We start from the raw sequence: 22,978 nt of genomic DNA on the forward strand, positions 1-22,978 counted from the left end.
GTTTTGCCATTGGACACCTCTTTTAATATGGCTATGTTACCACCTAAAATGGTGTCCGGTTTCATTAGACCACTACACCATGTAGTTTTCTCTAGTCATGACATCTGGACGTTTATCAAAGACTTCGAAGACGATCTTGACCTCTTCGAGAGATAGGATACGAGTTCGAGACGATTCGGTTCCTCCAGCGTCCTTATCTTTAAAGGGGGTCGCGGGGTTGCTTACTATCAGGTCGAGCTTAAGGGCGTGATTAAATAGCTGCTTACAGTAGCTCAGCGCATCGTTAGCGATCGATGGGCGACCACTTCCATTAATAGCTCTGATGATTTGCAAAATATCTCTTGAATTAACCTTATCTACAGCTAGTTCGCCAATGTAAGGAGATATGTCTTTGTGATAGACGCGGTGTGGAATTTGAGGGTTTTTCAAATGACGCTCGCATTCCTTTAGCCAGTCCTGAGCAACATCATTCACTGTGTTGAATTGAGGTAGTTGGTTACGCTTTCTTTCAGCTAGAGGATCCGTTCCTTGTTTAATTTGTGCTCTTGTCTCAAGAGCTTTTAGTCTTGCTTCTGAAAGTGTAAGGCCTGTAGGAGGCTTACCATAACGCCCTAGAGTAATTTCCCTTCGTTTAGCGTTGATGCTGTATCGTAGAACCCAGAATGCGCTCTGTTGTTCCGTGATTCGAAAATAAAGACCAGTGTCGACTTTGTACTTGCCGACCTTGCCTGATTTTAGTGTTGCTTTTAGTTGTGCGTCATTCATAAGTGAAAAATAAAATGGTGACAGATAAGGTGCATCCTAGATTAGGTTGGATTTTTTGTCACCTTTTATGTCACCATTAAAATTAAATCTTATGCATATTTTTGAAAGCTTATGAAACGATAGTTTTTGTATATGTAATTGATTTTAATAGGTTTTGCAATAATTTGACTGCTTGTGAGATATTATTCTATATTCTGAATCTGAATAAGCATTAAAAATTGAAAATCATTAAAAATCAATTGCTTACATTGTCATTTAAACATTTTAATTTGAGTTACTTACAAATGTACTCACCCTTCAGATTTGCCTAAGATTAACGGAAATAATGTTAAAAATCCTTATTTCAAGGCTGGGATAGTTGGGATATTGGGAACTCTACAGGTATTCTATATCGTATTTCAATCAAGACCTATTGTATGAGGGAACGTATGTCAGGCTATATCAAAAGAATTCTCATGAAAGTCCCATGTACTAACAAGATGGTGGATATTAAAGTTTGCGGCAAAACGTTGATATTAACTGGTGGGAATGGGAGTGGTAAGACTCAATTATTACAAAGAATTCATGATAAATTAAAAGAATCTATTGTAGATCGTAACAATTTAGTATTGACCCAAATCGAGAGAGATCTGGAATCTAATAAGCGCATGCTTGAAAAAACAAGCCCAGCTCATCCTCATTACCCTATTTATCAAAAGCAGGTGGAGGATTTTACTAGTAGATTAAAAAATCTCCAAAATCCTTCATTAGAAATTAGCAACATTGAGAAATATGTTGTTGATTATCATGATCTAAAAGCTATTTTATGTAGTTTTGAGGCAATGAGAAAATCGGAAATTCTTAAACCGACGTCTGTTTCAAGTATGAGTAGTTTAAGATATCAAGAAAAGCAGACTTTTGAACAGAAAAAAACGCAATCTAATAGCTCGACATTGTTCGAACAATTTTTAGTTACTAGTAAAGCCAATCAAGCTTTCTCTGAATCAAAAAGAATTAATGATGATCCTGCTGAAGCTCATCGTATAGATAAATGGTTTACTAAATTAGAGTCTGATCTGAGAAGCCTATTTGAAGATCAGAAACTACAGTTAGTCTTTAAATCTGATTCCTTCACTTTTGAAATACAACAAGAACACAAAACCCCCTATACTTTCCAGACATTATCTTCTGGCTTTTCATCTATCATGGCGATTTACGCTGATTTGATTACTAAACTATCTTTACGGTCAATAGATCCTGAGGATTTAACTGGAGTAGTATTGATAGATGAAATAGATGCCCACCTGCATGTGTCATTACAGAAAAAAGTACTGCATTTTTTTACCCAGGCTTTTCCAAAGGTTCAATTCATTGTTACTACTCATTCTCCTTTCGTTGTCTCTTCTGTCAACGATGCAGTGATTTATGACTTGTCGAAGCTGGAACAAGTCGACGATCTATCTATGTACTCTTATGAAGCTGTTCTTGAAGGGTTGTTTGGTGTGTTGCCTATTTCTAGCTTACTTCAAAAAAATATTGAAACTTTAGCCAAGCTTTTAGAAAGGCCTAAATCTAACTTTCCAGAGATTGAGAGACTTTTAAACCAGTTACCATCTGATGAAGACTCTTTAGATCCTGAATCACTTTACTTTGTGAACTCAGCAAAATTAGCACTTAGCAAAGCGAAGAGGTAAAGCAATGTTCAATGTTGTAAGAAGTGAACCTGCTCCTGCTTCTTTAGCCGAGCAACGAAAGTATGATTCAGAAGACGTATGGATTGCTTTAAATAAGGTTTTTCATAAAAAATGTTATATCTGTGAAACTGTCAATCCTCTAGATATCAATGTGGAGCATTTCATACCTCATGAAGGTAGTGGCGAACTGAAATATAAGTGGAGTAACCTGTACTTTTCATGTGGTCGATGTAATAACATTAAGCTGGCCAAATATGACGATCTCTTAGATTGTTGTGATCCTGAATTGGACGTTGTTCGAGCAATTAAGCATTCACCTCCATTAACTCCATATGCAAAAAAACTCCAAATTGAGGCTTGTAGGGAAGATGAGAAGACTCAACTAACCGCAGAACTCTTAGATAGAGTATTCAATAGCGAGCATACCCCTAATAAAGCAGTTACAGCAGCTTTTTTAAGGCAAAAAGTCTTTAACCAATACAATCTGCTATTTACTCAACTTACGAAGTACTACGATCCTGTGGCTTTAGATGAGGAAAAAGCTTTAGCTGTTGAACGAATTAAACTTCTCTTGAAGCCATCTTCTCCATATAGCGCCTTCATAAGTTGGTGCGTTATTGAAGATGACGAACTTGGACCAATACTGCGTGACTTTATAGGGTTGGTCGAAGATGCTTAGTTGTAGCTTGTTCACGGTAGATATTGAGGTTAACTCGATGCTATAAAGTCGTACCTACTCGCAAGAGGTAGGGACGACTGAGCTAGCCCACGCAACAACTATGGCTCTATACAAATATCAGCGAGGGATAGCTTGGGGACTGACGTCCCCTATGGAAAATGAGGAGGAGTATCCCCCTCATTTTTCAGCTTTCTACAGTGCCACGCAACAACCCAAAGTGAGCGAATGTAACGGTTGCAGTAAAGAGGGCTAAGCAAGAAAAAAGAATGTGTTCTGATGGCCATTGGTACAAATATTCAACTACAGACATTTGCTTCTCCTGAGTGATGTGATCTTTTTAAGACTAGCAGAATAAGCTGATAAATGACCTGTAGAATTCTGCGTCATTAGACAGTATATTAAGACTACAAACTTCAAAATGGCTCTTAAGCCAGCAATATGAGTAACGCAATTCAAGAAGCTTTTCTTGATAGACAATCGACCGATGTTTGTTGGTTGTCCTCATGTCTTCAGCATGGCATTTCAAAACTATGCTACCCACTAGGGTCACAGTAGCTCGATATGCAGTTAACAAACTCTTTCGACTCGGCTTGATTCGCCTTGAACCTTAAGGCCTTTTGTCTCTGACAACTTGCTAAGCTGCGGCTTATTGAGTGGCTTTAAAACTTACCTGATTTGTTTCGGTTCTTGATCCTGGTGGCTTTCCAATTCTTACAAATCTGGAGATGTCATGAGTCAGTTAGGATTTCGTCTAAACGAAATGATTTATAAAACACACAGAGAGGGCAGTCACTCGACTAGGGCTTCTAGAAAACGCCTATTAAACCAAATGGCTGAGTCGCTCATCGAAGCAGGTTATAAGGTAAAAGACCCTTCTGGTCTAAAAGGTAAACATGTTGAGCATTTGATTAACGCATGGAAGGCCCAAGGCCTTGCCGAAAAGACGATTAAGAATAGATTGTCAGCCTTGCGTTGGTGGTCAACCAAAATCAATAAGCAAAATATCGTAGCGACAACAAACGATGCTTATGGCATCGCCAGAGTTCAAAGCTCCCCGCTAGGTAAATCTAGAGAGCTTGATCTTAACAAGCTCAATCAAGTGACCTGTCCTTTATTACGTTTTTCTCTTCGGCTTCAAAGTGAGTTTGGGCTTAGACGAGAAGAGGCGATTAAGTTTGCGTTGTCTTATGCTGATCAAGAAGACCGTATTCGTATCAAAGGCTCTTGGGCAAAAGGTGGCAAGCCAAGAGAAATACTAATTACAAAGGTATCCCAGAGAGCTCTCCTTAACGAAATTCGAGTGGTCACAACGAACAGCCTTATAAAGCCCACTGAAAGGTATGTTGATCAATTGAAACGATACGAACGACAGACTGCAAAAGTTGGGCTGAGCAAGAATCATGGCTTGAGACACCATTATGCTAGAGAGCGTTACCTAGAAATGACTGGGTGGAAATGCCCAGCTGATGGAGGGCCTTCAAGAAAATCCCTATCAGCTGAGCAACGTAGTGTAGATGAGAACGTTCGTATGATTGTGTCCAAAGAATTGGGGCATGAACGCCTGCAAATTACTTATACTTATCTAGGTTCTTAACGATTCGGCATGCCGAATCGGTTTGTTTTAGTCTGAGAGATACCCACCTATGAATTCGGCATGCCGAATTGAGCTAGTTTAAAAAGATTCGTATTTACCGAAATAATCATTATCTAGGCTGATGTTTTTACTGAAATCCCCCTTTATGGGGGATAAATCGCCAAAAATTAAATCGACGGAAATTCACCCCCCTTTAAATGCGACAAGCGCTTTAATTATTTAATATCCTATGAGTACCAGTGCGTTTCATGAGGTTTATATGTCTTTATTTTTAAAAGAAGATGGTGGTTATATCCACGATAAAAAAGAAGGGGAGTTACGGATTTGTGGCCCTATAAAAGTTATTGCGATAGTAAGTGACTCTGCTAGAGATCGAGGCTTTGGCCGTGTGATCGAGTGGGTAAACTTATATGGGAAAGTGTACCGCACAGTTTTGTTAATGGGGGAAACTGATGAACAAACATCCCAACGATTTAAAACCGAGTTAAAAGAAACTGGGTTTTATCTATTGCACCGAAAATGGGTATGGAATCATGTCATTGACTTCATTAACGAGAGCATTCCAAAGAAGCATGTTGTTGGAGCGAACTCAACGGGGTGGTTGGCTGGTCAGTTCGTGACAAATGAATGGTCAGCAGGGCATTCAAACGGTAGTGAAGCTATCTACATAGGTCGAAATGTAGCTTCGCTTTTAAAGCAAAAAGGATCAATGATCGACTGGCAGAAAGGTATAGGTTCTGCTTGTGTTGGAAATCCAATATTGGCCTTAAGTGTCTGCTCTGCTCTGGCTGCACCTCTAATCGGACACTCAGGATTAGAAAGCTTTGCAATTCATATTGTAGGGGAGTCTAAGACAGGCAAAACCACAGCAATGAACATTGCTACTAGCGTCTACTCCAATGAAGCGTATGCGGAAACTTGGAGCTCAACAGCGAATGGCTTAGAAGCTGTGGCAAGCAACCGAAACGATATGCTGCTATGTCTGGATGAATTCAAGCAGGCGCCCGCTCAGGATATGGATAGAGTGATCTATCACATTGCCAATGGAGCTTCTAAGTTACGCAGTAATAAAGATGGGTCTCTCGCAACTAGGGCTCGATGGAATACCGTTTTGTTGAGTACAGGAGAGCTTTCTTTAGAAGAAATGTTTAAAGAGGTTGGTAAAGAGGTCTCAGCAGGGCAAAAGGTTCGCTTTATTGAAATTCCAATTTTTGGGCAGTTTGGCGCCTTTGATAACCTTGGTGATTTTAAATCAGCAAAAGAGTTTGCTGAATATCTGAGAGAACAGTCTAGCAATCACTATGGGACGCTATTTAAAGCTTGGATTGACTACTTAGTGTCCGTGGATGGGCTTTCACTGATGATACGTGAAGAGATTAAAGCAATCCGTAAGCAGTGGGCGCCGCTAGCTAAAACAGATGAAAGCCAAGTGAATAATGTCATGGATAAGCTGGCATTACTTGCAGCTGCTGGTGAAATAGCTGCGAATGTAGGTCTTCTACCATGGTCTTTAGGTGATGCTCAACGGGCTATAGGTCAAGTCACTGAGATTTGGTTGGATGATCGAGATAGCTATGAGAATTCCGAGAACGCAGAATTAGTACAAAATATTTATCGGGCTATCCAAGAGATCGGCTCCAAGTTATGCGGGAATACGTCTAAAAATGGATTGCGCTTTGATATCGAGAGTGAGGAGCTGGTTTGGTTTGTACCACATCAAGAATTCAAGGCGCTAGTGACCCGCTCCTATAGTCGACAGCTACGGCAGGTTATAAACCTTATGCTCAAGCGTCATTGGGCTCATTCTAATGAGGCTCGAGGTACTTTCAAAATCAGAAATGATCGCTTTTATAAGATATATCCCCAGCGGTTTTGCCACGATACCGGCCAAAGCTATAACTTCACTAGGTTTTTCCAAAATTCTAAGCTGTTGAAAATAAATGAAAATCCCAGTATCCCACTTTCCCAAGTTAAAAATCAGTAATTTGAGGTTTTAGTATGTTGAGCGAAACACAGATGCAGGAGCTTAAACAATTGATCGTTGATCATGTATCTAAAGCTTCTCTCTGCCACAAAGAGTTTCTAACACTTGATGAGTGTTGTGAGTACACAGGCCTAAGTGCCAACTTTATACGTCAACAGGTAAAAGAAGGACTGCCTCGAAGAAAGCTTGGTCCTCATCGGGTGTTCTTTAAAAGAGCGGATGTTGATGCTTGGATTCTTAAGCAAGGGGAAGGTGACAAATGAGCGATATGACATTACAAGAGCGCAGGGCTCAAATCTTAAAAGTATATGGTGAAACTGAGCGATTTATCTGCGAAGCTGAACGTAAGAAGATTACGCAGATCAGTCGAACGACCTGGTGGCGATGGTCAAAAGTTGGTGCGGCTCCAGTGGCTTCAAAACTGTCTAGTGGAAAGTCTATGTGGCTTCTCTCTGATTTGCTCTTATGGATGAACTCAAACTAATTTAAAGGTAACACTTTGATAAAATACAGGATTAACCCTAACTTCCATGGAATGCATCGTTTTCTAAGCACAAAGGCTTATTATTTAGAGAAAAGTGAAATTGTAGGTGGAAGATTCTTAGAGTTCATGCAGAGTGAGTTTGGCTTAGATAGGAAAATTTTTAAAAAAAATAGTACTAGCTTAATTGATCTGGTGAGAGGTAGGCCTAGCTCTGCTTCATATTTTTTCAAAATAGAAAATGATGTTTTCGATGATTGGAAATTTCCAGACTCACCTCCTGTTTCAATAAATGATAGAAAATTCTTAGGGTTTTATGATGAGTCTGTTTATCTTAATGAAATAGTTCATCCGTTCTTGAATGAAGACTTAAAAAATAAAGATTGGATTTCAATGACTAATAAGGCTACACCAACACAAAGAATTTATTTTGATACGGAAATTTATTTAGAGTACTGGAGAGGCTTTATATTTTATGAATATCTTTCCGCAATTAGTGAAGTGTCGCTATTTAAGGAACAAGAAGTTTCTGTTTATAAAGAAATAGAAAGTAAATACCTATCGGATATAAACCTTATCGAAGCCTTCGATTTTCTTGGTAGGGTTTTAGATTTCTATGGGATTGATGATCATAGAAATTTTGATAGATTTAGTGAGGCAAAAGAAGCTTCTTTAAAAAGTTTAAAGAAGCTTCTTGAATTTTATAAAAGAAAGAAAGCAGATAAGGTAAATTGTCTTCGACATTATAATGGTTACTTTATGTTTCTTGGGAAAGGAATATATATTCTACATTCTTTAGCTTATTTTCTTGGAGCTGAAGAAATTGATTTAAAGGAATCGAATGCTTTATTGTATCCATATGGTCCTGACTTAGATACTGGTTTTTTTATTGAAAGAGCTAAGCATTATTCTGAATCATTATGGTATCCTCGTGATCTATCATATCTTGATGAAGTAGAAGGCTTTTGGACTTGGGTTAGATCATTCAGAAGATTGCATGAAGCGAAAGATCATAATGAAAACTTTAGTGTTTTAGATATAGATTTATTAGACTCTGTTATTGTTTATCTAGCTAGATTTGAGACAGTTTTTGTATCTTTTATTAAAAAATCTCTGGTCGATGATGGTTCTTTTAGAGTGAGTGGCGATGAATATAAAAGCCACAAGTATTATCTTAATGATTTCTGCAGGCCAACTCACAGAAAGTTTGATGATTTCTATAGAATAGTTGTAAGAGAATCTGATGATTCTAGTCTTGCTAGTTTCAGGGCATCTATTTTTAAAAATGTAGAGCAGCATAAAAAAAGTTTATGCGACTCTGATGATGAGGTTTTTATTGGCTCATACATATTCATTATGGAGTGTCGCAATAGAGTAGTACACTATACATCTTTAGATGGTTACCTAAGGAATGAAGAGGAGCTATCTTTTATAATAAAGGATAGCTTAGTTGTGCTTAACAAATTGTTGGAGAAATCTTGTCATAAAGGGTTTCTGAAAGACGAGTAAGTGCTCGTTTTCTCTCTTCAAAATATCTATTCCTATTATAGGTTTTGATTAGTTTACCTGGAGCGTGATTTAAACACGCTTCGGCCACTTCTTCTGTAACCCCAAGCTCTGAAAGCAGCGTCCTAAATGTGCGCCTTAAGTCGTGAACCGTGAAATGCTCCATTGCACCTAATTGGTTTTTGGGTTGGACTTTCTTTCCTTGAGCGATGCCAAACATAGAGTCGATTGCACGGTTAATTGTGTCCTTGCCCATGTGAGGCATTTTGCTCGCTCGACGGTTGGGAAACACATATTCGGAGCCGACTGCTCGGAATTTCAGCTCTGTTAACATTTCAATCGATATTGGTGGTAGAGCTATAGAAATAGCTCTTTTAAACTTTGCTCTCTCGGCTGGTAGTTTCCAAAGCGCATTCTCTAAATCAAACTCGGCCCACTTAGACTCCGTGAGTTCACTTTTACGCACCCCTAATAGCAGTAGAAGGCAGCAGGCCAAGTAATTGTCTCGCGAGAATCTAGGTGCATTGCTACGAAATACCCTAAAAGCATGCTCAATCTCATCAAGCGTTAAATATCGTTCTCTTGGAATTTCATGGCCACCTGCATCACTACTGGAGAATGCCGCCGCAGGATTCATCATGACGAGTCCAAGCTGTATCGCGTGGCGAAAAATCTGATTGGCAAGGTGTAATGACTTGTTGGTAATAGAAGGCCTATCTGTCTCCTTGATAGTTTGAATCATATCTCGTATGTGAACTGGAGTGATTCGATCAATTGGAATATGCCCCAATAGTGGAGCGATATTTTGTCTGTATATACGCTCAGGAATATGAGGATGCTTAAGGCTTTGCTTAAGTTTAGAGTCGTATAAATCCTGAAAGATCGTATTAAAAGAAGATGAGGGGGTAAGGGCTCCTGATACACCACTTGGAGTAGAGAGAGGATCTATCCCTTTCCTTACAACTCCGCGTAGGTTTTCAGCTTGCGCTCTTGCTTCAGCTAAGCTCAATTCACTGTCTTTGCCGAGTGTTAGCTCACGGCGTTTACCATAGAAGCTGTAGCGTAGTGACCAATAGGGCTCGCCACGCTTCGGGATTACAAAGCTTAACCCGCGACCATCAGATGTTTTGCTTGGCCCCAAGGCTTTTAATTCTTTAATTTTCTTAAGTGTTAACTGTGTCATAACCTGTCCAAATATACTCACCAGATTGGAGAGTATCAGGATGAATATGCTCACCACAATACTCACCAAAATGATGAGACGATTTGAAACGGATTGAATTAAATAAAAACAAAAGTTCTTATTTAACAGTTAGTTATATTCTATCTGGAGCGTGATTGAGTATGGTTTAACTCTACTCAATATTCTGAATCTGCTCGCGCATCTGCTCAATCAAGACCTTCAACTCAACAGCGCTATTTGTTGTTTCCACAACAATCGATTTAGACGATAGGGTGTTGGCTTCGCGATTAAGTTCTTGCATTAGGAAGTCTAGACGGCGGCCGATGGGGCCTTTTTCTTTGAGTTGACGGCGGACTTCTTTGGTGTGTGTGGCTAGGCGATCGACTTCTTCGGCGACGTCGGCTTTTTGTGCCAGCATGACGATTTCTGCTTCGACGCGCATTGGGTCGAGTTCCACTTTGGCGGCTTCCAGTTTGTCCAGTAAGTTCTGTTTCTGCGCGGCGATGATGATCGGTAGTTTGTCTTTGACGTCAGCGACGATGGCATCGATGGCGTCTAAGCGCTCAATAATGATGGCGTCTAGTTGTTCGCCTTCACGTTGACGTACTTGGATCATTTCGTCGACGGCTTTGTTGAATAGAGCGATGACGGCCTTTTTCATGTCGTCGGCATCAACACTGTCATCGCTTAAAATGCCTGGCCATTGCAGAATCTGCAAAGGTGATGGTGTTTTAATGCCATCGAACCAAGTACCTAGCTCGCTTACGGCATTGGCAAGGGCTTGAGCGTTTTCAGCATTGATCTTTAGACCTGTCGCGGCGGTATCTACGGCATGTAGGCGTAGTTGGCATTCCACTTTACCGCGGTTCAGTTTTTTACGTAGCACGTCGCGAAAGCTGAATTCCAATTCACGAAATTGTTCAGGAAGACGAAAGTGTGGCTCAAGGTAGCGTTGGTTTACCGAGCGTATTTCCCAGCTAATGGTGCCCCAATCGTATACGGCTTCTTGGCGCGAAAAGGCGGTCATGCTTGCAGTCATATCAATCCCTAGCAGCTAAATAAAAGTGGTTTGTAGTGTAACCCATGTGTGACTTTCACGTCAGGATAGGCAGGCATTTTGTTCAAGGTTCGTTATAATCACCCTTTTGAAACGAATGACAGAGAGACAACTATGCGTCCAAGTGGTAGAGCAGCCGATCAATTACGTCCTATGAAGTTTACGCGTAACTTTACCAAGCATGCGGAAGGCTCCGTGTTAGTTGAATGCGGCGATACCAAAGTGATTTGTACTGCGACGGTCGTAAAAGGCGTGCCACGTTTTCTCAAGGGCAAAGGCCAAGGTTGGATCACGGCCGAATACGGCATGTTGCCACGCTCCACGCACAATCGTGTCGATCGTGAAGCGGCACGTGGTAAGCAAAGTGGCCGTACGGTTGAGATTCAGCGTTTGATTGGTCGCTCGTTGCGTGCTGCGCTTGATCTTAAAAAATTAGGTGAGCACACCATTACCATCGACTGTGATGTGATTCAAGCGGACGGCGGCACACGTACGGCGTCCATTTCGGGTGGTTTTGTTGCATTGGCTGATGCCGTTAAGACTTTAGTCGACGCGAAGAAGGTCAAGGAAAACCCCATCGTGTCGCAGATTGGCGCGATCTCTGTGGGGGTTTATCAAGGCACGCCTGTGTTGGATTTGGATTACCCAGAAGATTCGAGTGCCGAAACCGATATGAACGTGATCATGAACGATAAGGGCGGCTTTATCGAGATTCAGGGCACGGCAGAAGGCGAAGCCTTTAGTGATGAGCACATGGTGGGCATGCTGGCTGTGGCTCGCAAAGGCATTACTGAAATCCTAGAAATGCAGCGTCAGGTATTGGCTGACGCCGCTGAGTAAACAGTGATGTGATCTGTAAAGGGGAGCCAATTGGCTCCCCTTTTTCATGCCGGACGTTTATTAGATGACGGAATTTGTTACTGCAATCGACGGCTTCTGGTTGTTATTTGAACAAATGGCTGTGTCATGATGCGAGCTGTTTAAAAAGGAGAATGCGGTATGAATAACAATAAAATCGTCGCGCTGCTATTGGCTACGGGCTTATCGAGTGCGGTTTATGCTGAATCAGTGGTGTCTGGAACATGGCAATTAGAAAACCCAGCTTCTGCTCAAGGGGTGATTGACGACGCGATCAATGACGTTGTGAAAGAGATGAATTTCTTTGTCCGCAGCATTGCCCGTTCACGCTTGGAAGACGAAGCGACAGTATGTCAGCAGTGGACATTAACAGAAAGCGCTGAGACGTTTGCTTTTCAATGTGCGCAGCAGCCGTCGTGGCAAGTGGCCGTGAGTGCCAGCCCTACGAACCTTAAAGGGGAAGATGGTCGCGATATTATCGCGCAATACAAAGCGACGGATACTAGCCGTCAAGCCACGCTGATCTCGGAACGAGGGGAGCGCCGTTATCGATGGGAGCGACAAGACGAACGCTTAATCTACCGTGCGACGATCGTGTCAGAGAAACTGCCTAAACCGTTACAGTGGACATTGGTGTACGAGAAAGTAGCCCCCTAAAAAAGCGAGCACGTAGCTCGCTTTGTCTTGGTGATCAGACGGTTACTTTTTTAACTTACAGGTGTTGATACCGAGTAAGGTATACAGTGGACAGAAGTTAAATACGCCGGTTGCTAGGGGAATCACACCAATGTAGCCCCACGCCCCGATGACACCTGTGAGCGCTAAAGCGATCAACAGAACCCCTACAACAATGCGTAAGATTTTATCTAGTCCGCCTACATTTGCTTTCATGATGATTCTCTCTTAAATGTCTCAATGAATAACATCAGTATAGAAAGCCATTTAATATTAGTAAAACCTAAAGTTAATAGGGTTGGACTTAGATCAAGAAACGCCCAAGATACTGTGTACCTTGGACGTTATTTTTCGCATCGCTTGCTATGCAGCGATTAACGGATGACGGCACCTGTTGGTGCGTAATCGGTGATCATGATAGGCGAGTAATCTTTGATGTAGCCCATGAGTACATCCGCGTCCACATAGCCTGAGTTCACGTAGTTCGCATGATCTGTGACTTTTGGATAGCCATCGCCACCTGTTGCCGTATAACTGTTCATGGCAATACGGTAGCTTTCGCCTTGTTCAAGTGGCTTGCCAGCGACTTTAATATCCGTTGCCTTACCGTCAACCAGTACCAGAGAGACGCCTTGGAATTGAGCAAACGCGCCAGATCCGGCTTCTTTGCTGGCCACAGCCGATAGGTAGTCGGTCAGCTCATCAGCGTTTAAATCTACGTACGATAATGCGTTGCCAAAAGGCTGCACTTGCAGAACCGATTTGTACGTAATGGTGCCCGCAGGAATGCTGTCACGAATACCGCCAGCGTTCATGACGGCAACATCGGCGTTTACTTTCTTCATCATGGCAGCGGCAATTAAATTGCCGAGGTTGGTTTCTTCTGAGCGAACGGTATTGCGATCCCCCATCAGCTTGCCATCGGTAAAGCCGATCTCTACGTTTAGCTTGTCTTGACCAATGTCTTGGTACGGTTGCAGCATCGCCAGCATGGTTGGATCTTGTTCGATCTCTTTGTCGATAAAGACGCGTTCACTGGTGCCGTCGTCTTTCTTCACTTTTTTCTTCAGGTTGACTGGGATTAACTCGTAGTCCGAGTACTTAATTTCGCCGTCCACGATGGTCATATCCAAACGACCTACGTATTTGCCCCATTCATGCGCCTGTAGAATCAGCGTGCCACTCTGTTCATCTGGCTCAAACAATGGGTTTTGTGAATGGCCGCCAACGATGACATCAATACCCGGTACGGTTCGGGCTAGAGTGACGTCGCCAGGTGCATTTCCACCGTGGTTGCCATTGTCGTAATGGCCCATGTGGGTGACAGCAACAATGAGATCGGCTTTGTCTTCCAATGCTGGAATGAGATCTTGTGCGACTTCGATAGGCGATTTGATGGTTAAGCCACCAAGGTATTCTGGATTACCAATTTTGATGGTGTCATCGGTGGTAAAGCCGACGACCGCCACGCGTAGGTCATCGACGGTGAAAATTTTGTAGGCATCAAACAGCGGTTTGCCGGTTTTATTGTCTATGATGTTGGCAGACAAGAACGGAAACCCCGCCCAATCATGTTGTTTTCTTAACACCTCAACAGGGTTGTCGAACTCATGGTTGCCCAGCGCCATCGCATCGTACTGCAGCATGTTCATGCCTTTGAAATCAGGCTCGGCATCTTGTAGGTCCGATTCAGGTACACCGGTATTGATGTCACCGCCAGACAACAGCAAGGTGTTGCCATCGTTGAGCATGACTTCTTCACGAATGTTATCGATCAGCGTCTTGCGAGCGGCCATACCGTACTCGCCATTGCTGTTTTCCCAGAAGCGGCCATGATGGTCATTGGTATGCAGTATGGTTAAGTGATATTCCTGACCGGCTTGCCACATCGGGGCTGTTGATGCAGGCTCGTTGTTCATCGTTGAACAGCCCGCTAGGGCAATAACAACGCCCGAAAGCGCAAATTGCGCGGCATAGCGTTTTGCGTTCATTTTGTTGTCCTTTCTTGTAATACCAGAGTTCATTCAGCGAAGCTAAGCTTCAAGGTTCCATGGTGAGACTAGCGCTCACTTATAAAATAATGTAACCCAACAAGATGACAACTGCGAGACGAAAGTGGATCTAATGGACAGGTTTTAACTAGCTAGTGTTTAACTAAGCTTGAGCTAATAAGTCAATTGACTATGGTCACATTGCTTAAGAAAATGAGCCCAGGTACAGTGATGATAAAAGTAAGTATACCGATCAGGCACCATAAAAAGATGAGCAATTTATACCACTTAGGCATTAATTTATGACAGTCTCTAATGCCCCTTTTAGTATCAAGTGAGGGAATCAGTGTTACCCAGCCAAAAATTCCTGTTCTAAGCAGTGATATAGGAAAACTACTCATAAGATCTATTTCATTGCTTTGAAAATAGGGTTCCTTGAAGTAGTTTTCTAATACTTTCTTAGGTGTTAAAAACGTTAATATTAGCCATAGGGGGGCAACCGTTAAAAAACCAAAAAATGCTGTAATAAATACACATGAAGCGAGAAAGTCGAATGTTTCCTGGGATAGCTCCATTTTTATAAAGCTCTTAACGAGTCAAAGCTTTTCAAGTTATCTGTAGATTTTGCTTTGAACCCGAGATTACAGACTGCTTCAGCTTTGGTAAGTGAGACAAAGTCTATAGGGTCACTAGAAAGGCTGTATATTTTTCTTGCGCTCTTTCCGGCGGCATAACTTCCGACAGCCGCTATGGTTCCTAAAATCAGCACACCACCCCAAAATAACGGATTAGCAATTAATACACCAGTCAACACTAGTCCGGAAACAACTCCGATAGAACTACCTACAGCTGTCTCGACAAATATTTCATTTTTTTCTTTCAGCGTTTCTGCCTGACACATATCATGCGCGCCTTTTACAACCCCGAAGCCAGTCAAAATTAAGCCACCTTTTGATGCTAGTTTAGCAAGCTCGTTTAGACGGCCAGCATATTTTAATATATCGGCATTTGCAGGTAAGGCTTTTGTTCGGTTAATGCGTATTGCTTGTTGAGTGGTTTGACCATTGAATACAGCCTTTTCGAAAACAGGGCCCACTTTTTGAGAGTAGCTTTTTAACACTTGTCTTCTTTTATAATCGTACTGGGATTTAGTTAGTTTTTTGTTCTGGTACTGAGTATAAAGTTTATCTACTTCCTTGATTAAGCCACTGTTTTGCTCTCCCGCGAGTCCTCCTAGTACATTGGCTGTTGCTGCTGCGCCAGTGGATAAAATGTCATAGTTTGACTGTAGCCAAGCTAATGTCCAAAACATGTCTCGTTCTTGAGGGTCGCTTGGAATGCTGCTAAGAAATTGCTGGGTTGCTGAATCGTTCGGTCGAAATGCCATCACTGAGCTGTTATTCATTGCTTTGCTTCTGAGCACCTCAAAATCTTGCTGCGCCGCATCTTCTTCTAGACACATGGATACTCCATAGCGCGGTGTCATAGGAAGTAAGCTGATAACTTGTCGAGGCTGGATCGAGTTAGGGTTGGTGATGTGTTTATTATTGAATAGAACTTGCAAAAGCGCATAGTCGTATTCTTTCGTGCCGTAGCGAATATCGTAGTAGCTGGTAATAATCTGACTGAGTGTGTCACCCGGTTTTACGTAATAAAAAACAGGCTCATAAGAGTTTTGATAAGCGGTCTTCTGGTAAAAGCGGCGTTCGAATTCTGCAGAATAGTCTTTGCTGTTATTGACGAGTGATTGCATCAATCAGATATCCTTATCTTGATAAACTTTATAATGCTCGAAACTCTAAGTGATCATTCCTTCAACAGAAAGCCTGTTTACGTAAAATTTTCGATGTCTGTACATTTATCTCGCTTTCCAGCGCGCAAAAAAAAGCCGGCCCTAGGGCCGGCAAACTTCCTCTTAAACAACGGTTAAAAGCTATCGATCGATACGTTCGCCAGTGTCTTTATCAAACGCGACGGCTTTGGAGGTATCAAGCATCATGGCGATGGTTTCACCGGCTTTAGTCGGGTAAACAGGATTACAGCGGCAGTTGACTTCGGCTTCTGAAATACGGGTTAACACCATGGTGTCGGCGCCCATTGGTTCGGTGACTTCGACATCAATGTCCGCGGTGACGACAAATTCAGCGCCTTCTTTGTGTGGCTGCGGCTCGGTAATCATTTCAGGGCGCAGTCCCAATAGAATCTCCTTGCCTAAGTAGGGTTTCAGGCTTTCTTGATCTGGGAAGGGGACAACGGTTGGCTTGCTGGCTTGCAGTTCCAATGCGAATGCACCGTTCTGCTCAACCACTTTCGCTGGGACGAAGTTCATTGCCGGAGAACCCATAAAACCTGCTACGAACAAGTTGGTTGGGTTGTCGTAGATTTCCTGTGGTGTGCCCAGTTGCTGTACTTCACCGTCTTTCATAACGGCGATGCGGTCGGCCAGTGTCATGGCTTCGATTTGGTCGTGGGTCACGTAGACGATGGTGGTGCCCAGTTTTTGGTGTAGCTTTTTGATTTCCGTACGCATTTCAACACGCAGCTTGGCATCAAGATTCGACAATGGCTCGTCGAAAAGGTACATCTTAGGGCGGCGAGCTAAGGCGCGACCCATGGCGACACGTTGACGCTGACCACCAGACAGCTGAGCGGGCTTACGTTTCAACAAGTGACCAATTTGCAACATATCTGCAACACGCTGTACTTCGGCTTCGCGCTCGTCTTTTGGCACTTTACGCATTTCTAAACCGAATGATATGTTTTGCGCGACGGTCATATTTGGATACAGTGCGTAAGACTGGAACACCATCGCGATGTCGCGGTCTTTCGGGCTTGAGTAAGTGACGTCGTTATTGTCGATTAAGATGCGTCCTTCAGACACGTCTTCAAGACCCGCAATCGAGTTCATTAACGTGGATTTACCACAACCTGATGGACCCACTAGGATCAGAAACTCACCGGCTTCGATGGAAATATTGATGCCTTTTAGAATTTCCGTTTGGCCGTAGCGTTTTTTAACATTTTCAATGACGAGATTTGCCATGTTGTTTCTCCAAATTCTGTAACGGGCCGGCGGATGTTGTCGCCGGCGCACGGTTCAACCTTACAAACTTAACCTTTAACCGCACCGGCTGTGAGGCCGCGTACGAAATACTTACCTGCTAACACGTAAACCAATAGGGTCGGTAGGGCGGCGATGATGGCGGCGGCCATGTCGACGTTGTATTCCTTACCACCGAAGCTGGTGTTAACGAGGTTGTTAAGGGCTACCGTCACAGGTTGTGTGTCGAAGCCAGAGAACGCCACGCCAAATAGGAAGTCGTTCCAAATTTGCGTGAACTGCCAAATAACCGTAACGACGATGATCGGCGTCGAAACCGGCAAGATAATACGGTAGAAGATGGTAAAGAAACCGGCACCGTCTAAGCGCGCCGCTTTGATCAATTCTCCCGGAATGGATTGATAGAAGTTACGGAAAAACAAAGTCGTAAACGCCACACCGTACACCACGTGTACCAGCACCAAGCCCGTTGTGGTGTTAGCAATGCCTAGCCAACCCAAAGTACGCGCCATTGGCAACAGGATCACTTGGAACGGAATAAAACACCCCACCAACAGTGCGGCAAAGAAAAAGTCACTGCCACGGAATTTCCAGTGGGAAATGACGTAACCATTGATCGCGCCCAGCAGTGTCGAAATCGCCACAGCAGGAATAACGATCTTGAACGAGTTCATAAAGTACGGTGCCATGCCTTCACACTGGCTACCCGTACACGCCCCGCTCCATGCTTTTGACCACGCGCTGAAGTCTATGGAACCTGGTAGTGACAACAAGGTGCCGCTGCGAATCTCTTCTACGTCTTTTAGGGACGTAAGCAGCATGACGATGAACGGTGCTAAGTACACGGCTGCCATCGCCAGTAGGCAAACATACAGCGCCACACGTAATACTTTGTCTAACCCAGAAGTCTGGCGTTTTGCTACATTACTCATGGCGCTCACCTCGTAGTTCTGAGTACAAGTAAGGGATCAGGATCGCCAAAACACAGCCCAACATGACCATTGCTGATGCCGCACCTAAACCGATCTGGCTACGGGTAAAGGCGTGGGCATACATGAAGTTTGCCGGTAGATCAGACGAGTAGCCTGGACCACCATTGGTCAACGCGGCGACTAAGTCGAAACTCTTGATGGCAATGTGTGACAGGATCACTAACGCACTGAAAAAGACGGGTTTTAGCGATGGTAAAATAATGCGTCGGTAAGTGGTAATAATGCCCGCGCCATCGAGTTGAGCGGCTTTGATCATTTCACCGTCCACACCACGCAGACCTGCTAAGAAAAGCGCCATGACGAAGCCAGATGCTTGCCATACGGCCGCAATGACCAAACAGTAAACGACCATGTCTGGGTCAGATAGCCAGTTGAAGCGGAAGTCTTCAAAGCCCAGTTCGATCATCATTTTCTCAATACCGTTGGTCGGGTTAAGCAACCACTTCCACGCGGTACCCGTTACGATGAATGAGATCGCCATTGGGTAAAGGTAAATGGTACGAATCGCGCCTTCTGCTCGAATCTTCTGATCTAGGAAGATCGCCAGCATGACGCCAAGAAACAAACAAATCAGGATAAACAAACCACCAAATACCCCAAGGTTAGTCAGAGCAACGATCCAGCGGTCATTCATAAATAAACGCTCGTATTGTTCTAGGCCAACGAATTTGTACGAAGGCAGCATACGAGAGTTTGTGAAAGAGAGTACGGCAGTCCATATCATGTAGCCATAGATACACACGACGGCTGCTACGACAGTCGGTGCCATGACTATTTTGGGCATCCAATCGGCCAAACTCAGGCGCGCAGGACGACCAGCTTGAGTCGCTCCAGACCCAGCATTGGCGGCGTTTTTGTTCATAATCGGGGCTTCTACTTTAGAGGAGAGAAGAGAGGCCAACCCTTGGGTTGGCCTCAGATTGTAACGCGTGTTACATGCTTGCCTTAATGGTACGAGCAAGGCGATCTACTGCTTCTTCAGCGGTCATAGATTCGCTGTTGTAGAAGTTAGTGACCACATCAAATACCGCACCTTGCACCATTGAGTTCACAGCCATGCCGTGTGCCATACTTGGTACGAGATCGCCCGTTGTTGAGCTGGCTAGGAAAGCATCCATTGAAGAGTGTGCACAGGTATCGAACTTGTCACGAGGCATGTTCAAACGTGCAGGGATAGAGCCTTTGTTTAGGTTAAAGGTTTCTTGGAACGTTGGCTCAAGCATTAGCTTAGCAAGATCTTGTTGAGCGCTTTGCGCCCCTTCATCATCCACTTGGAACATCGCTAGAGAGTCGATGTTAAACGTAAATTGGCCACTTGTGCCTGGCGCTGCATAACAGACGTAATCAATGCCAGCTTTTTTGCCTGCCGCTGTAAATTCGCCTTTGGCCCAGTCTCCCATGATTTGCATCGCTGCTTCACCGTTGATCACCATCGAGGTGGCAATGTTCCAGTCTCGGCCTGAGAAACCTTGGTCTACGTAGTCACGGGTCTTCTTGAACTTTTTGAACACATCAACCATTTCATCGCCACGCAATGTTGCATCGTCTAGACCGATAAAGGCTGCGCTGTAGAACTGTGAACCTTTGGACAGTGCAATGGCTTCGAATAGCGTCGCGTCTTGCCAAGCTTGACCACCGTGAGCAAGTGGCGTGAAGCCGGCTGCTTTGATTTTGTCTGCTGCTTCGAAGAACTGATCCCAAGTGGTTGGAATGCTAGCGCCCGCTTTTTTGAAGATCTCAGGGTTCGCCCACATCCAGTTTACACGGTGCACGTTAACCGGCGCTGCCACATAGTGACCGTCGTATTTCATCACATCGCTGACAACTTGAGGTAGGACAACATCCCATTGACCTTGTTCGGCAACAGCGTCAAGGTTTGTTAGGAAGCCAAGATCGCCCCATTCTTGAATAGTAGGGCCTTTGATTTGTGCCGCCGCAGGCGGATTGCCAGCGATCGCGCGAGATTTTAGAACGGTCATTGCAGATTCACCGCCGCCACCCGCAACAGCGAAGTCTTTCCAAGTGTGGCCTTCTTCAGTCATCAAGTCTTTTAGAACGTTGATCGAAGCGGCTTCACCACCGGATGTCCACCAATGCAGTACTTCTACTTCACCTGCGTGCGCTGTCGCTGCAGCAACAGAAATGGCAAGACTCGATAAACCTAATGCAATCTTTTTCATGGTCAGTAACCCTTGTTATTGTTATGGGACTTTGTAACTAACGTTTTTATCAATCTAGATCATCAGCATAAAAAATGCTCACTTAGACATAACAAATGTAGCAAACCTTATGCACGTAAGTAGTAAAGTAGAGCAACCAAATGTATCAAAGTCTTGCAAAGTGCTGTTTTGACAAGAGGGAAGTATTTGGTATGCAATAAATTTCTCTAATGCATGTCATGTTACTGTGCGCTAATAATCTTCAGCTATACTGAAATTTGATTTAGGTTTTACCTAATAGGGCAAGGAGGCAGTGTGAACACGCAAACCTATTTAGCGGTCGATGTTTTTTTTCTCGCCCTTTACGCATTAATGCTTGTTTTAATTTGGAAAATTTCCCGCAATAAAGCAGATCAAGAGAGGCCAAGCAGCCTATTTTGGTTATCGATTATGCTGATCATTTTGTCTGTCACGGATCTGGTGTTTGACCATTCACATTACCATCCTGAGTCCTTCTCTGGCATGGTGACCATGATTCTAAATGCTGCCTATGGCATCGGTGCGACGCTAGCGTTGTTGTATCTTTTATTTAATTGGCGCGAGCGTAATCGATCGAAATCCCTGCATTTAAACAATCAACGGCTGCAAGAAGAGATTGATCGTCGACGCAGTGTCGAAGCGGAATTACGTCGTTTGTCGGACTCTTTAGAGCATGAAGTCGCGCTGCGTACCAGTGAGCTGCAAGAAATTAAAGACAAGTTAGAGCTGGAAGTGCAGGCTACAGAACAAGCCAACAAACGCATGATGAGCATTTTTGAGTCGGCCCCCAATGGTATGTTGGTAGTGAATCGTGATGGCATCATTACTCAAGCGAACAGCATGGTCGCTTCCATTTTCCGTTGTCAGGTGCAAGAGTTAGTCGGACGGTCTGTCGATAGTTTAGTACCGAGTGAATTACGAGAGCGCCATGAAGTGGATCGCGATGGTTTTCAGGCTAAGCCCTCGAAACGCAAAATGGGTGCACGGCGTGATTTGTATGGCGCACGGTTAGATGGCTCGTATGTGCCGCTGGAAGTAGGCTTGCATCCTGTTGAACTGGATGGCAATACTGAAATTGTGGCGGCCATTGTTGATATTAGTGAGCGTAAAGCTTACGAAAAGCGCATACATGAACGTAATGAAGCATTGGAAGTATCGAACCGAGAGTTACAGGAGTTTGCTTTCATTGCGTCCCACGACTTGCGAGAACCACTGCGTAAAATTATTTCCTTTTCGATCCTGTTACAAGAAGGTGAGTATGGGAAATTCAACGAAGAAGGCCAAGTGTTCTCAGGTTATATTGTCAATGCGGCCCAACGCATGCGAGATTTATTAACGGATTTATTGGCGTACAGCCGTGTGACATCAAAGGCTAATCCGTTTAAGAGTGTTAGGCTGAACCCTTTATTAGAGGAAGTGCTGGAAGACTTGCAGCTGATCATCGAAGAAACTCAAGCCCAGATAAACATCGAATCGCTGCCCAGTGCCGAGGTGGATCAAGTACAAATGCGGCAATTGTTTCAGAACCTAATCAGTAACAGCTTGAAGTATCATCACCCGGATCGTGTGCCTGAAGTGTTTATTTCCGGACAGGAAAAAGAAGACAGCATTTATCTTGAATTGCGTGATAATGGGATTGGCTTTGATCCACAATTTTCGGAACAAGTATTTGATATTTTTAAGCGATTACATGATCGTCAGGACTATTCTGGTACAGGTATGGGGCTCGCCATTTGCCGCAAGATAGTGTTACGACACGGTGGAACAATTGTTGCCCAGTCGCAAGAGGGAGAAGGTACAACGATGTTGATTGAATTACCCAAACAGCAGGTGGATCAGCATGTCTCAAATTAACGCAAATCCGGTGCGCATCGTGATGCTCGATGATGACCCTGAAGATGCACTGCTGGTTTCAACGGCGATTAAGCGTCTTGAGTATGATGTGCCGTTTCAGCACATACAGACGAGCCAAGCGTTTACGTCTTACCTTTCTGAAGACTATATAACGCAGTCTTTGGAATCTGTTGTTATCTTATTATTAGATCTAAATATGCCGTGTAAGACCGGCTTAGAATGGCTGAAAGAGTTACGCTCCGAAGCGCAATATAAAGACCTTATTATTGTTGTTTTTTCCACATCGGGAATGACAGAAGAGCGAGTGAGAAGTTTGTCTTTAGGGGCTGATGAGCATCTTGGTAAACCAGACCGAGTACAAGATCTGACCCGTAAACTTGATATTTTGTGCCGACGCTATGTGTAGCAATCAACCTAGAAGGAGAAA

At 43.6% G+C, this 22,978-nt stretch carries 22 protein-coding genes; 11 read left to right on the plus strand and 11 right to left on the minus strand.

Translation table 11 applies throughout. The features are described from left to right. Positions 1–72 precede the first annotated feature (72 nt). Positions 73–765, minus strand: a complete 693-nt coding sequence (locus AYW76_RS14450; protein WP_082866245.1) for a tyrosine-type recombinase/integrase — start codon at positions 763–765, stop codon at positions 73–75. Between the two features lie 428 nt (positions 766–1,193). On the opposite strand from AYW76_RS14450, the gene AYW76_RS14455 reads away from it, so the two are divergent. Further along, a complete protein-coding gene (locus AYW76_RS14455) occupies positions 1,194–2,438 on the plus strand; it encodes an AAA family ATPase (RefSeq protein ID WP_067221620.1) in 1,245 nt (414 codons plus the stop codon). 4 nt (positions 2,439–2,442) lie between these two features. After that, complete coding sequence (locus tag AYW76_RS14460; protein WP_067221622.1) at positions 2,443–3,117, plus strand: HNH endonuclease family protein; 675 nt, start codon at positions 2,443–2,445, stop codon at positions 3,115–3,117. Between the two features lie 184 nt (positions 3,118–3,301). Here AYW76_RS14460 and AYW76_RS19550 read toward each other — a convergent pair whose 3' ends face one another. After that, a complete protein-coding gene (locus tag AYW76_RS19550; protein ID WP_269448109.1) occupies positions 3,302–3,427 on the minus strand; it encodes a hypothetical protein in 126 nt (41 codons plus the stop codon). A 420-nt stretch (positions 3,428–3,847) separates the two neighbouring features. Here AYW76_RS19550 and AYW76_RS14465 point away from each other — a divergent pair, with 420 nt between their 5' ends. The 5 genes from AYW76_RS14465 (at position 3,848) to AYW76_RS14485 (ending at position 8,685) form a co-directional block, all read left to right on the plus strand. Continuing rightward, positions 3,848–4,711 carry a phage integrase N-terminal domain-containing protein gene (locus tag AYW76_RS14465; protein WP_067221624.1) on the plus strand — a complete coding sequence of 288 codons (864 nt, stop codon included), beginning with the start codon at positions 3,848–3,850 and terminating at the stop codon, positions 4,709–4,711. Between the two features lie 259 nt (positions 4,712–4,970). Continuing rightward, positions 4,971–6,695: a DUF927 domain-containing protein gene (locus AYW76_RS14470; protein WP_067221626.1), complete on the plus strand. Its 1,725-nt coding sequence runs from the start codon at positions 4,971–4,973 to the stop codon at positions 6,693–6,695. Positions 6,696–6,709: 14 nt separating this feature from the next. Then, the gene (locus AYW76_RS14475; RefSeq protein WP_067221629.1) at positions 6,710–6,958 is read left to right on the plus strand and encodes a helix-turn-helix transcriptional regulator; all 249 of its coding nucleotides are present in this window, start codon (positions 6,710–6,712) and stop codon (positions 6,956–6,958) included. Continuing rightward, a complete protein-coding gene (locus tag AYW76_RS14480) occupies positions 6,955–7,179 on the plus strand; it encodes a helix-turn-helix transcriptional regulator (protein WP_067221633.1) in 225 nt (74 codons plus the stop codon). Before AYW76_RS14475 ends, AYW76_RS14480 begins: the two co-directional genes overlap by 4 nt. A 15-nt stretch (positions 7,180–7,194) precedes the next feature. Beyond that, a complete protein-coding gene (locus AYW76_RS14485; RefSeq protein WP_197467835.1) occupies positions 7,195–8,685 on the plus strand; it encodes a hypothetical protein in 1,491 nt (496 codons plus the stop codon). On the opposite strand, the gene AYW76_RS14490 is transcribed toward AYW76_RS14485, so the two are convergent. Both AYW76_RS14490 and AYW76_RS14495 read right to left on the minus strand, forming a co-directional pair. Next, positions 8,633–9,865, minus strand: a complete 1,233-nt coding sequence (locus AYW76_RS14490) for a tyrosine-type recombinase/integrase (RefSeq protein WP_067222355.1) — start codon at positions 9,863–9,865, stop codon at positions 8,633–8,635. The two genes, AYW76_RS14485 and AYW76_RS14490, sit on opposite strands and share 53 nt — an antisense overlap. Before the next feature lie 172 nt (positions 9,866–10,037). Continuing rightward, positions 10,038–10,904: a YicC/YloC family endoribonuclease gene (locus AYW76_RS14495; protein WP_067222253.1), complete on the minus strand. Its 867-nt coding sequence runs from the start codon at positions 10,902–10,904 to the stop codon at positions 10,038–10,040. 132 nt (positions 10,905–11,036) lie between these two features. On the opposite strand from AYW76_RS14495, the gene rph reads away from it, so the two are divergent. Together rph and AYW76_RS14505 are read left to right on the plus strand one after the other, a co-directional pair. Then, complete coding sequence (gene rph, locus AYW76_RS14500; RefSeq protein ID WP_067222254.1) at positions 11,037–11,762, plus strand: ribonuclease PH; 726 nt, start codon at positions 11,037–11,039, stop codon at positions 11,760–11,762. Between the two features lie 159 nt (positions 11,763–11,921). After that, a complete protein-coding gene (locus tag AYW76_RS14505; RefSeq protein ID WP_067222255.1) occupies positions 11,922–12,437 on the plus strand; it encodes a hypothetical protein in 516 nt (171 codons plus the stop codon). A 42-nt stretch (positions 12,438–12,479) separates the two neighbouring features. On the opposite strand, the gene AYW76_RS14510 is transcribed toward AYW76_RS14505, so the two are convergent. The 7 genes from AYW76_RS14510 to AYW76_RS14545 form a co-directional block, all read right to left on the minus strand. Continuing rightward, on the minus strand, positions 12,480–12,671 hold the full coding sequence (locus AYW76_RS14510) for a YgaP family membrane protein (RefSeq protein ID WP_067222256.1): 192 nt from the start codon (positions 12,669–12,671) through the stop codon (positions 12,480–12,482). 158 nt (positions 12,672–12,829) lie between these two features. After that, entirely contained in the window at positions 12,830–14,446 is a 1,617-nt protein-coding gene (gene ushA, locus AYW76_RS14515) for a bifunctional UDP-sugar hydrolase/5'-nucleotidase UshA (protein WP_067222257.1), read from the minus strand. Between the two features lie 577 nt (positions 14,447–15,023). Beyond that, positions 15,024–16,199: a LysM peptidoglycan-binding domain-containing protein gene (locus tag AYW76_RS14525; RefSeq protein WP_067222259.1), complete on the minus strand. Its 1,176-nt coding sequence runs from the start codon at positions 16,197–16,199 to the stop codon at positions 15,024–15,026. Between the two features lie 180 nt (positions 16,200–16,379). Then, positions 16,380–17,489, minus strand: a complete 1,110-nt coding sequence (locus AYW76_RS14530; RefSeq protein WP_067222260.1) for an ABC transporter ATP-binding protein — start codon at positions 17,487–17,489, stop codon at positions 16,380–16,382. A gap of 68 nt (positions 17,490–17,557) precedes the next feature. Continuing rightward, positions 17,558–18,439, minus strand: a complete 882-nt coding sequence (locus AYW76_RS14535) for a carbohydrate ABC transporter permease (RefSeq protein ID WP_067222261.1) — start codon at positions 18,437–18,439, stop codon at positions 17,558–17,560. Beyond that, positions 18,432–19,361, minus strand: a complete 930-nt coding sequence (locus AYW76_RS14540) for a carbohydrate ABC transporter permease (protein WP_067034018.1) — start codon at positions 19,359–19,361, stop codon at positions 18,432–18,434. The genes AYW76_RS14535 and AYW76_RS14540 overlap by 8 nt, the downstream gene beginning before the upstream one ends. Positions 19,362–19,431: 70 nt before the next feature. Then, the gene (locus AYW76_RS14545; RefSeq protein WP_067034014.1) at positions 19,432–20,679 is read right to left on the minus strand and encodes an ABC transporter substrate-binding protein; all 1,248 of its coding nucleotides are present in this window, start codon (positions 20,677–20,679) and stop codon (positions 19,432–19,434) included. A 294-nt stretch (positions 20,680–20,973) separates the two neighbouring features. On the opposite strand from AYW76_RS14545, the gene AYW76_RS14550 reads away from it, so the two are divergent. Beyond that, positions 20,974–22,551, plus strand: coding sequence for a sensor histidine kinase (locus AYW76_RS14550; RefSeq protein ID WP_082866247.1), 1,578 nt, complete (start codon positions 20,974–20,976; stop codon positions 22,549–22,551). Continuing rightward, on the plus strand, positions 22,538–22,957 hold the full coding sequence (locus AYW76_RS14555; RefSeq protein ID WP_067222262.1) for a response regulator: 420 nt from the start codon (positions 22,538–22,540) through the stop codon (positions 22,955–22,957). The genes AYW76_RS14550 and AYW76_RS14555 overlap by 14 nt, the downstream gene beginning before the upstream one ends. Positions 22,958–22,978 lie beyond the last annotated feature (21 nt).

The sequence above is a fragment of the Marinomonas gallaica genome (assembly GCF_001639745.1).
Lineage (GTDB): Bacteria > Pseudomonadota > Gammaproteobacteria > Pseudomonadales > Marinomonadaceae > Marinomonas > Marinomonas gallaica.

What these genes read in the sequence shown, in the direction of transcription:
- AYW76_RS14450 (WP_082866245.1), bottom strand. Translation starts at nt 765, where the DNA reads ATGAATGACGCACAACTAAAAGCAACACTAAAATCAGGCAAGGTCGGC.
- AYW76_RS14455 (WP_067221620.1), top strand. Translation starts at nt 1,194, where the DNA reads ATGTCAGGCTATATCAAAAGAATTCTCATGAAAGTCCCATGTACTAAC.
- AYW76_RS14460 (WP_067221622.1), top strand. Translation starts at nt 2,443, where the DNA reads ATGTTCAATGTTGTAAGAAGTGAACCTGCTCCTGCTTCTTTAGCCGAG.
- AYW76_RS19550 (WP_269448109.1), bottom strand. Translation starts at nt 3,427, where the DNA reads ATGTCTGTAGTTGAATATTTGTACCAATGGCCATCAGAACACATTCTT.
- AYW76_RS14465 (WP_067221624.1), top strand. Translation starts at nt 3,848, where the DNA reads ATGAGTCAGTTAGGATTTCGTCTAAACGAAATGATTTATAAAACACAC.
- AYW76_RS14470 (WP_067221626.1), top strand. Translation starts at nt 4,971, where the DNA reads ATGTCTTTATTTTTAAAAGAAGATGGTGGTTATATCCACGATAAAAAA.
- AYW76_RS14475 (WP_067221629.1), top strand. Translation starts at nt 6,710, where the DNA reads ATGTTGAGCGAAACACAGATGCAGGAGCTTAAACAATTGATCGTTGAT.
- AYW76_RS14480 (WP_067221633.1), top strand. Translation starts at nt 6,955, where the DNA reads ATGAGCGATATGACATTACAAGAGCGCAGGGCTCAAATCTTAAAAGTA.
- AYW76_RS14490 (WP_067222355.1), bottom strand. Translation starts at nt 9,865, where the DNA reads ATGACACAGTTAACACTTAAGAAAATTAAAGAATTAAAAGCCTTGGGG.
- AYW76_RS14495 (WP_067222253.1), bottom strand. Translation starts at nt 10,904, where the DNA reads ATGACTGCAAGCATGACCGCCTTTTCGCGCCAAGAAGCCGTATACGAT.
- rph (WP_067222254.1), top strand. Translation starts at nt 11,037, where the DNA reads ATGCGTCCAAGTGGTAGAGCAGCCGATCAATTACGTCCTATGAAGTTT.
- AYW76_RS14505 (WP_067222255.1), top strand. Translation starts at nt 11,922, where the DNA reads ATGAATAACAATAAAATCGTCGCGCTGCTATTGGCTACGGGCTTATCG.
- AYW76_RS14510 (WP_067222256.1), bottom strand. Translation starts at nt 12,671, where the DNA reads ATGAAAGCAAATGTAGGCGGACTAGATAAAATCTTACGCATTGTTGTA.
- ushA (WP_067222257.1), bottom strand. Translation starts at nt 14,446, where the DNA reads ATGAACGCAAAACGCTATGCCGCGCAATTTGCGCTTTCGGGCGTTGTT.
- AYW76_RS14525 (WP_067222259.1), bottom strand. Translation starts at nt 16,199, where the DNA reads ATGCAATCACTCGTCAATAACAGCAAAGACTATTCTGCAGAATTCGAA.
- AYW76_RS14530 (WP_067222260.1), bottom strand. Translation starts at nt 17,489, where the DNA reads ATGGCAAATCTCGTCATTGAAAATGTTAAAAAACGCTACGGCCAAACG.
- AYW76_RS14535 (WP_067222261.1), bottom strand. Translation starts at nt 18,439, where the DNA reads ATGAGTAATGTAGCAAAACGCCAGACTTCTGGGTTAGACAAAGTATTA.
- AYW76_RS14540 (WP_067034018.1), bottom strand. Translation starts at nt 19,361, where the DNA reads ATGAACAAAAACGCCGCCAATGCTGGGTCTGGAGCGACTCAAGCTGGT.
- AYW76_RS14545 (WP_067034014.1), bottom strand. Translation starts at nt 20,679, where the DNA reads ATGAAAAAGATTGCATTAGGTTTATCGAGTCTTGCCATTTCTGTTGCT.
- AYW76_RS14555 (WP_067222262.1), top strand. Translation starts at nt 22,538, where the DNA reads ATGTCTCAAATTAACGCAAATCCGGTGCGCATCGTGATGCTCGATGAT.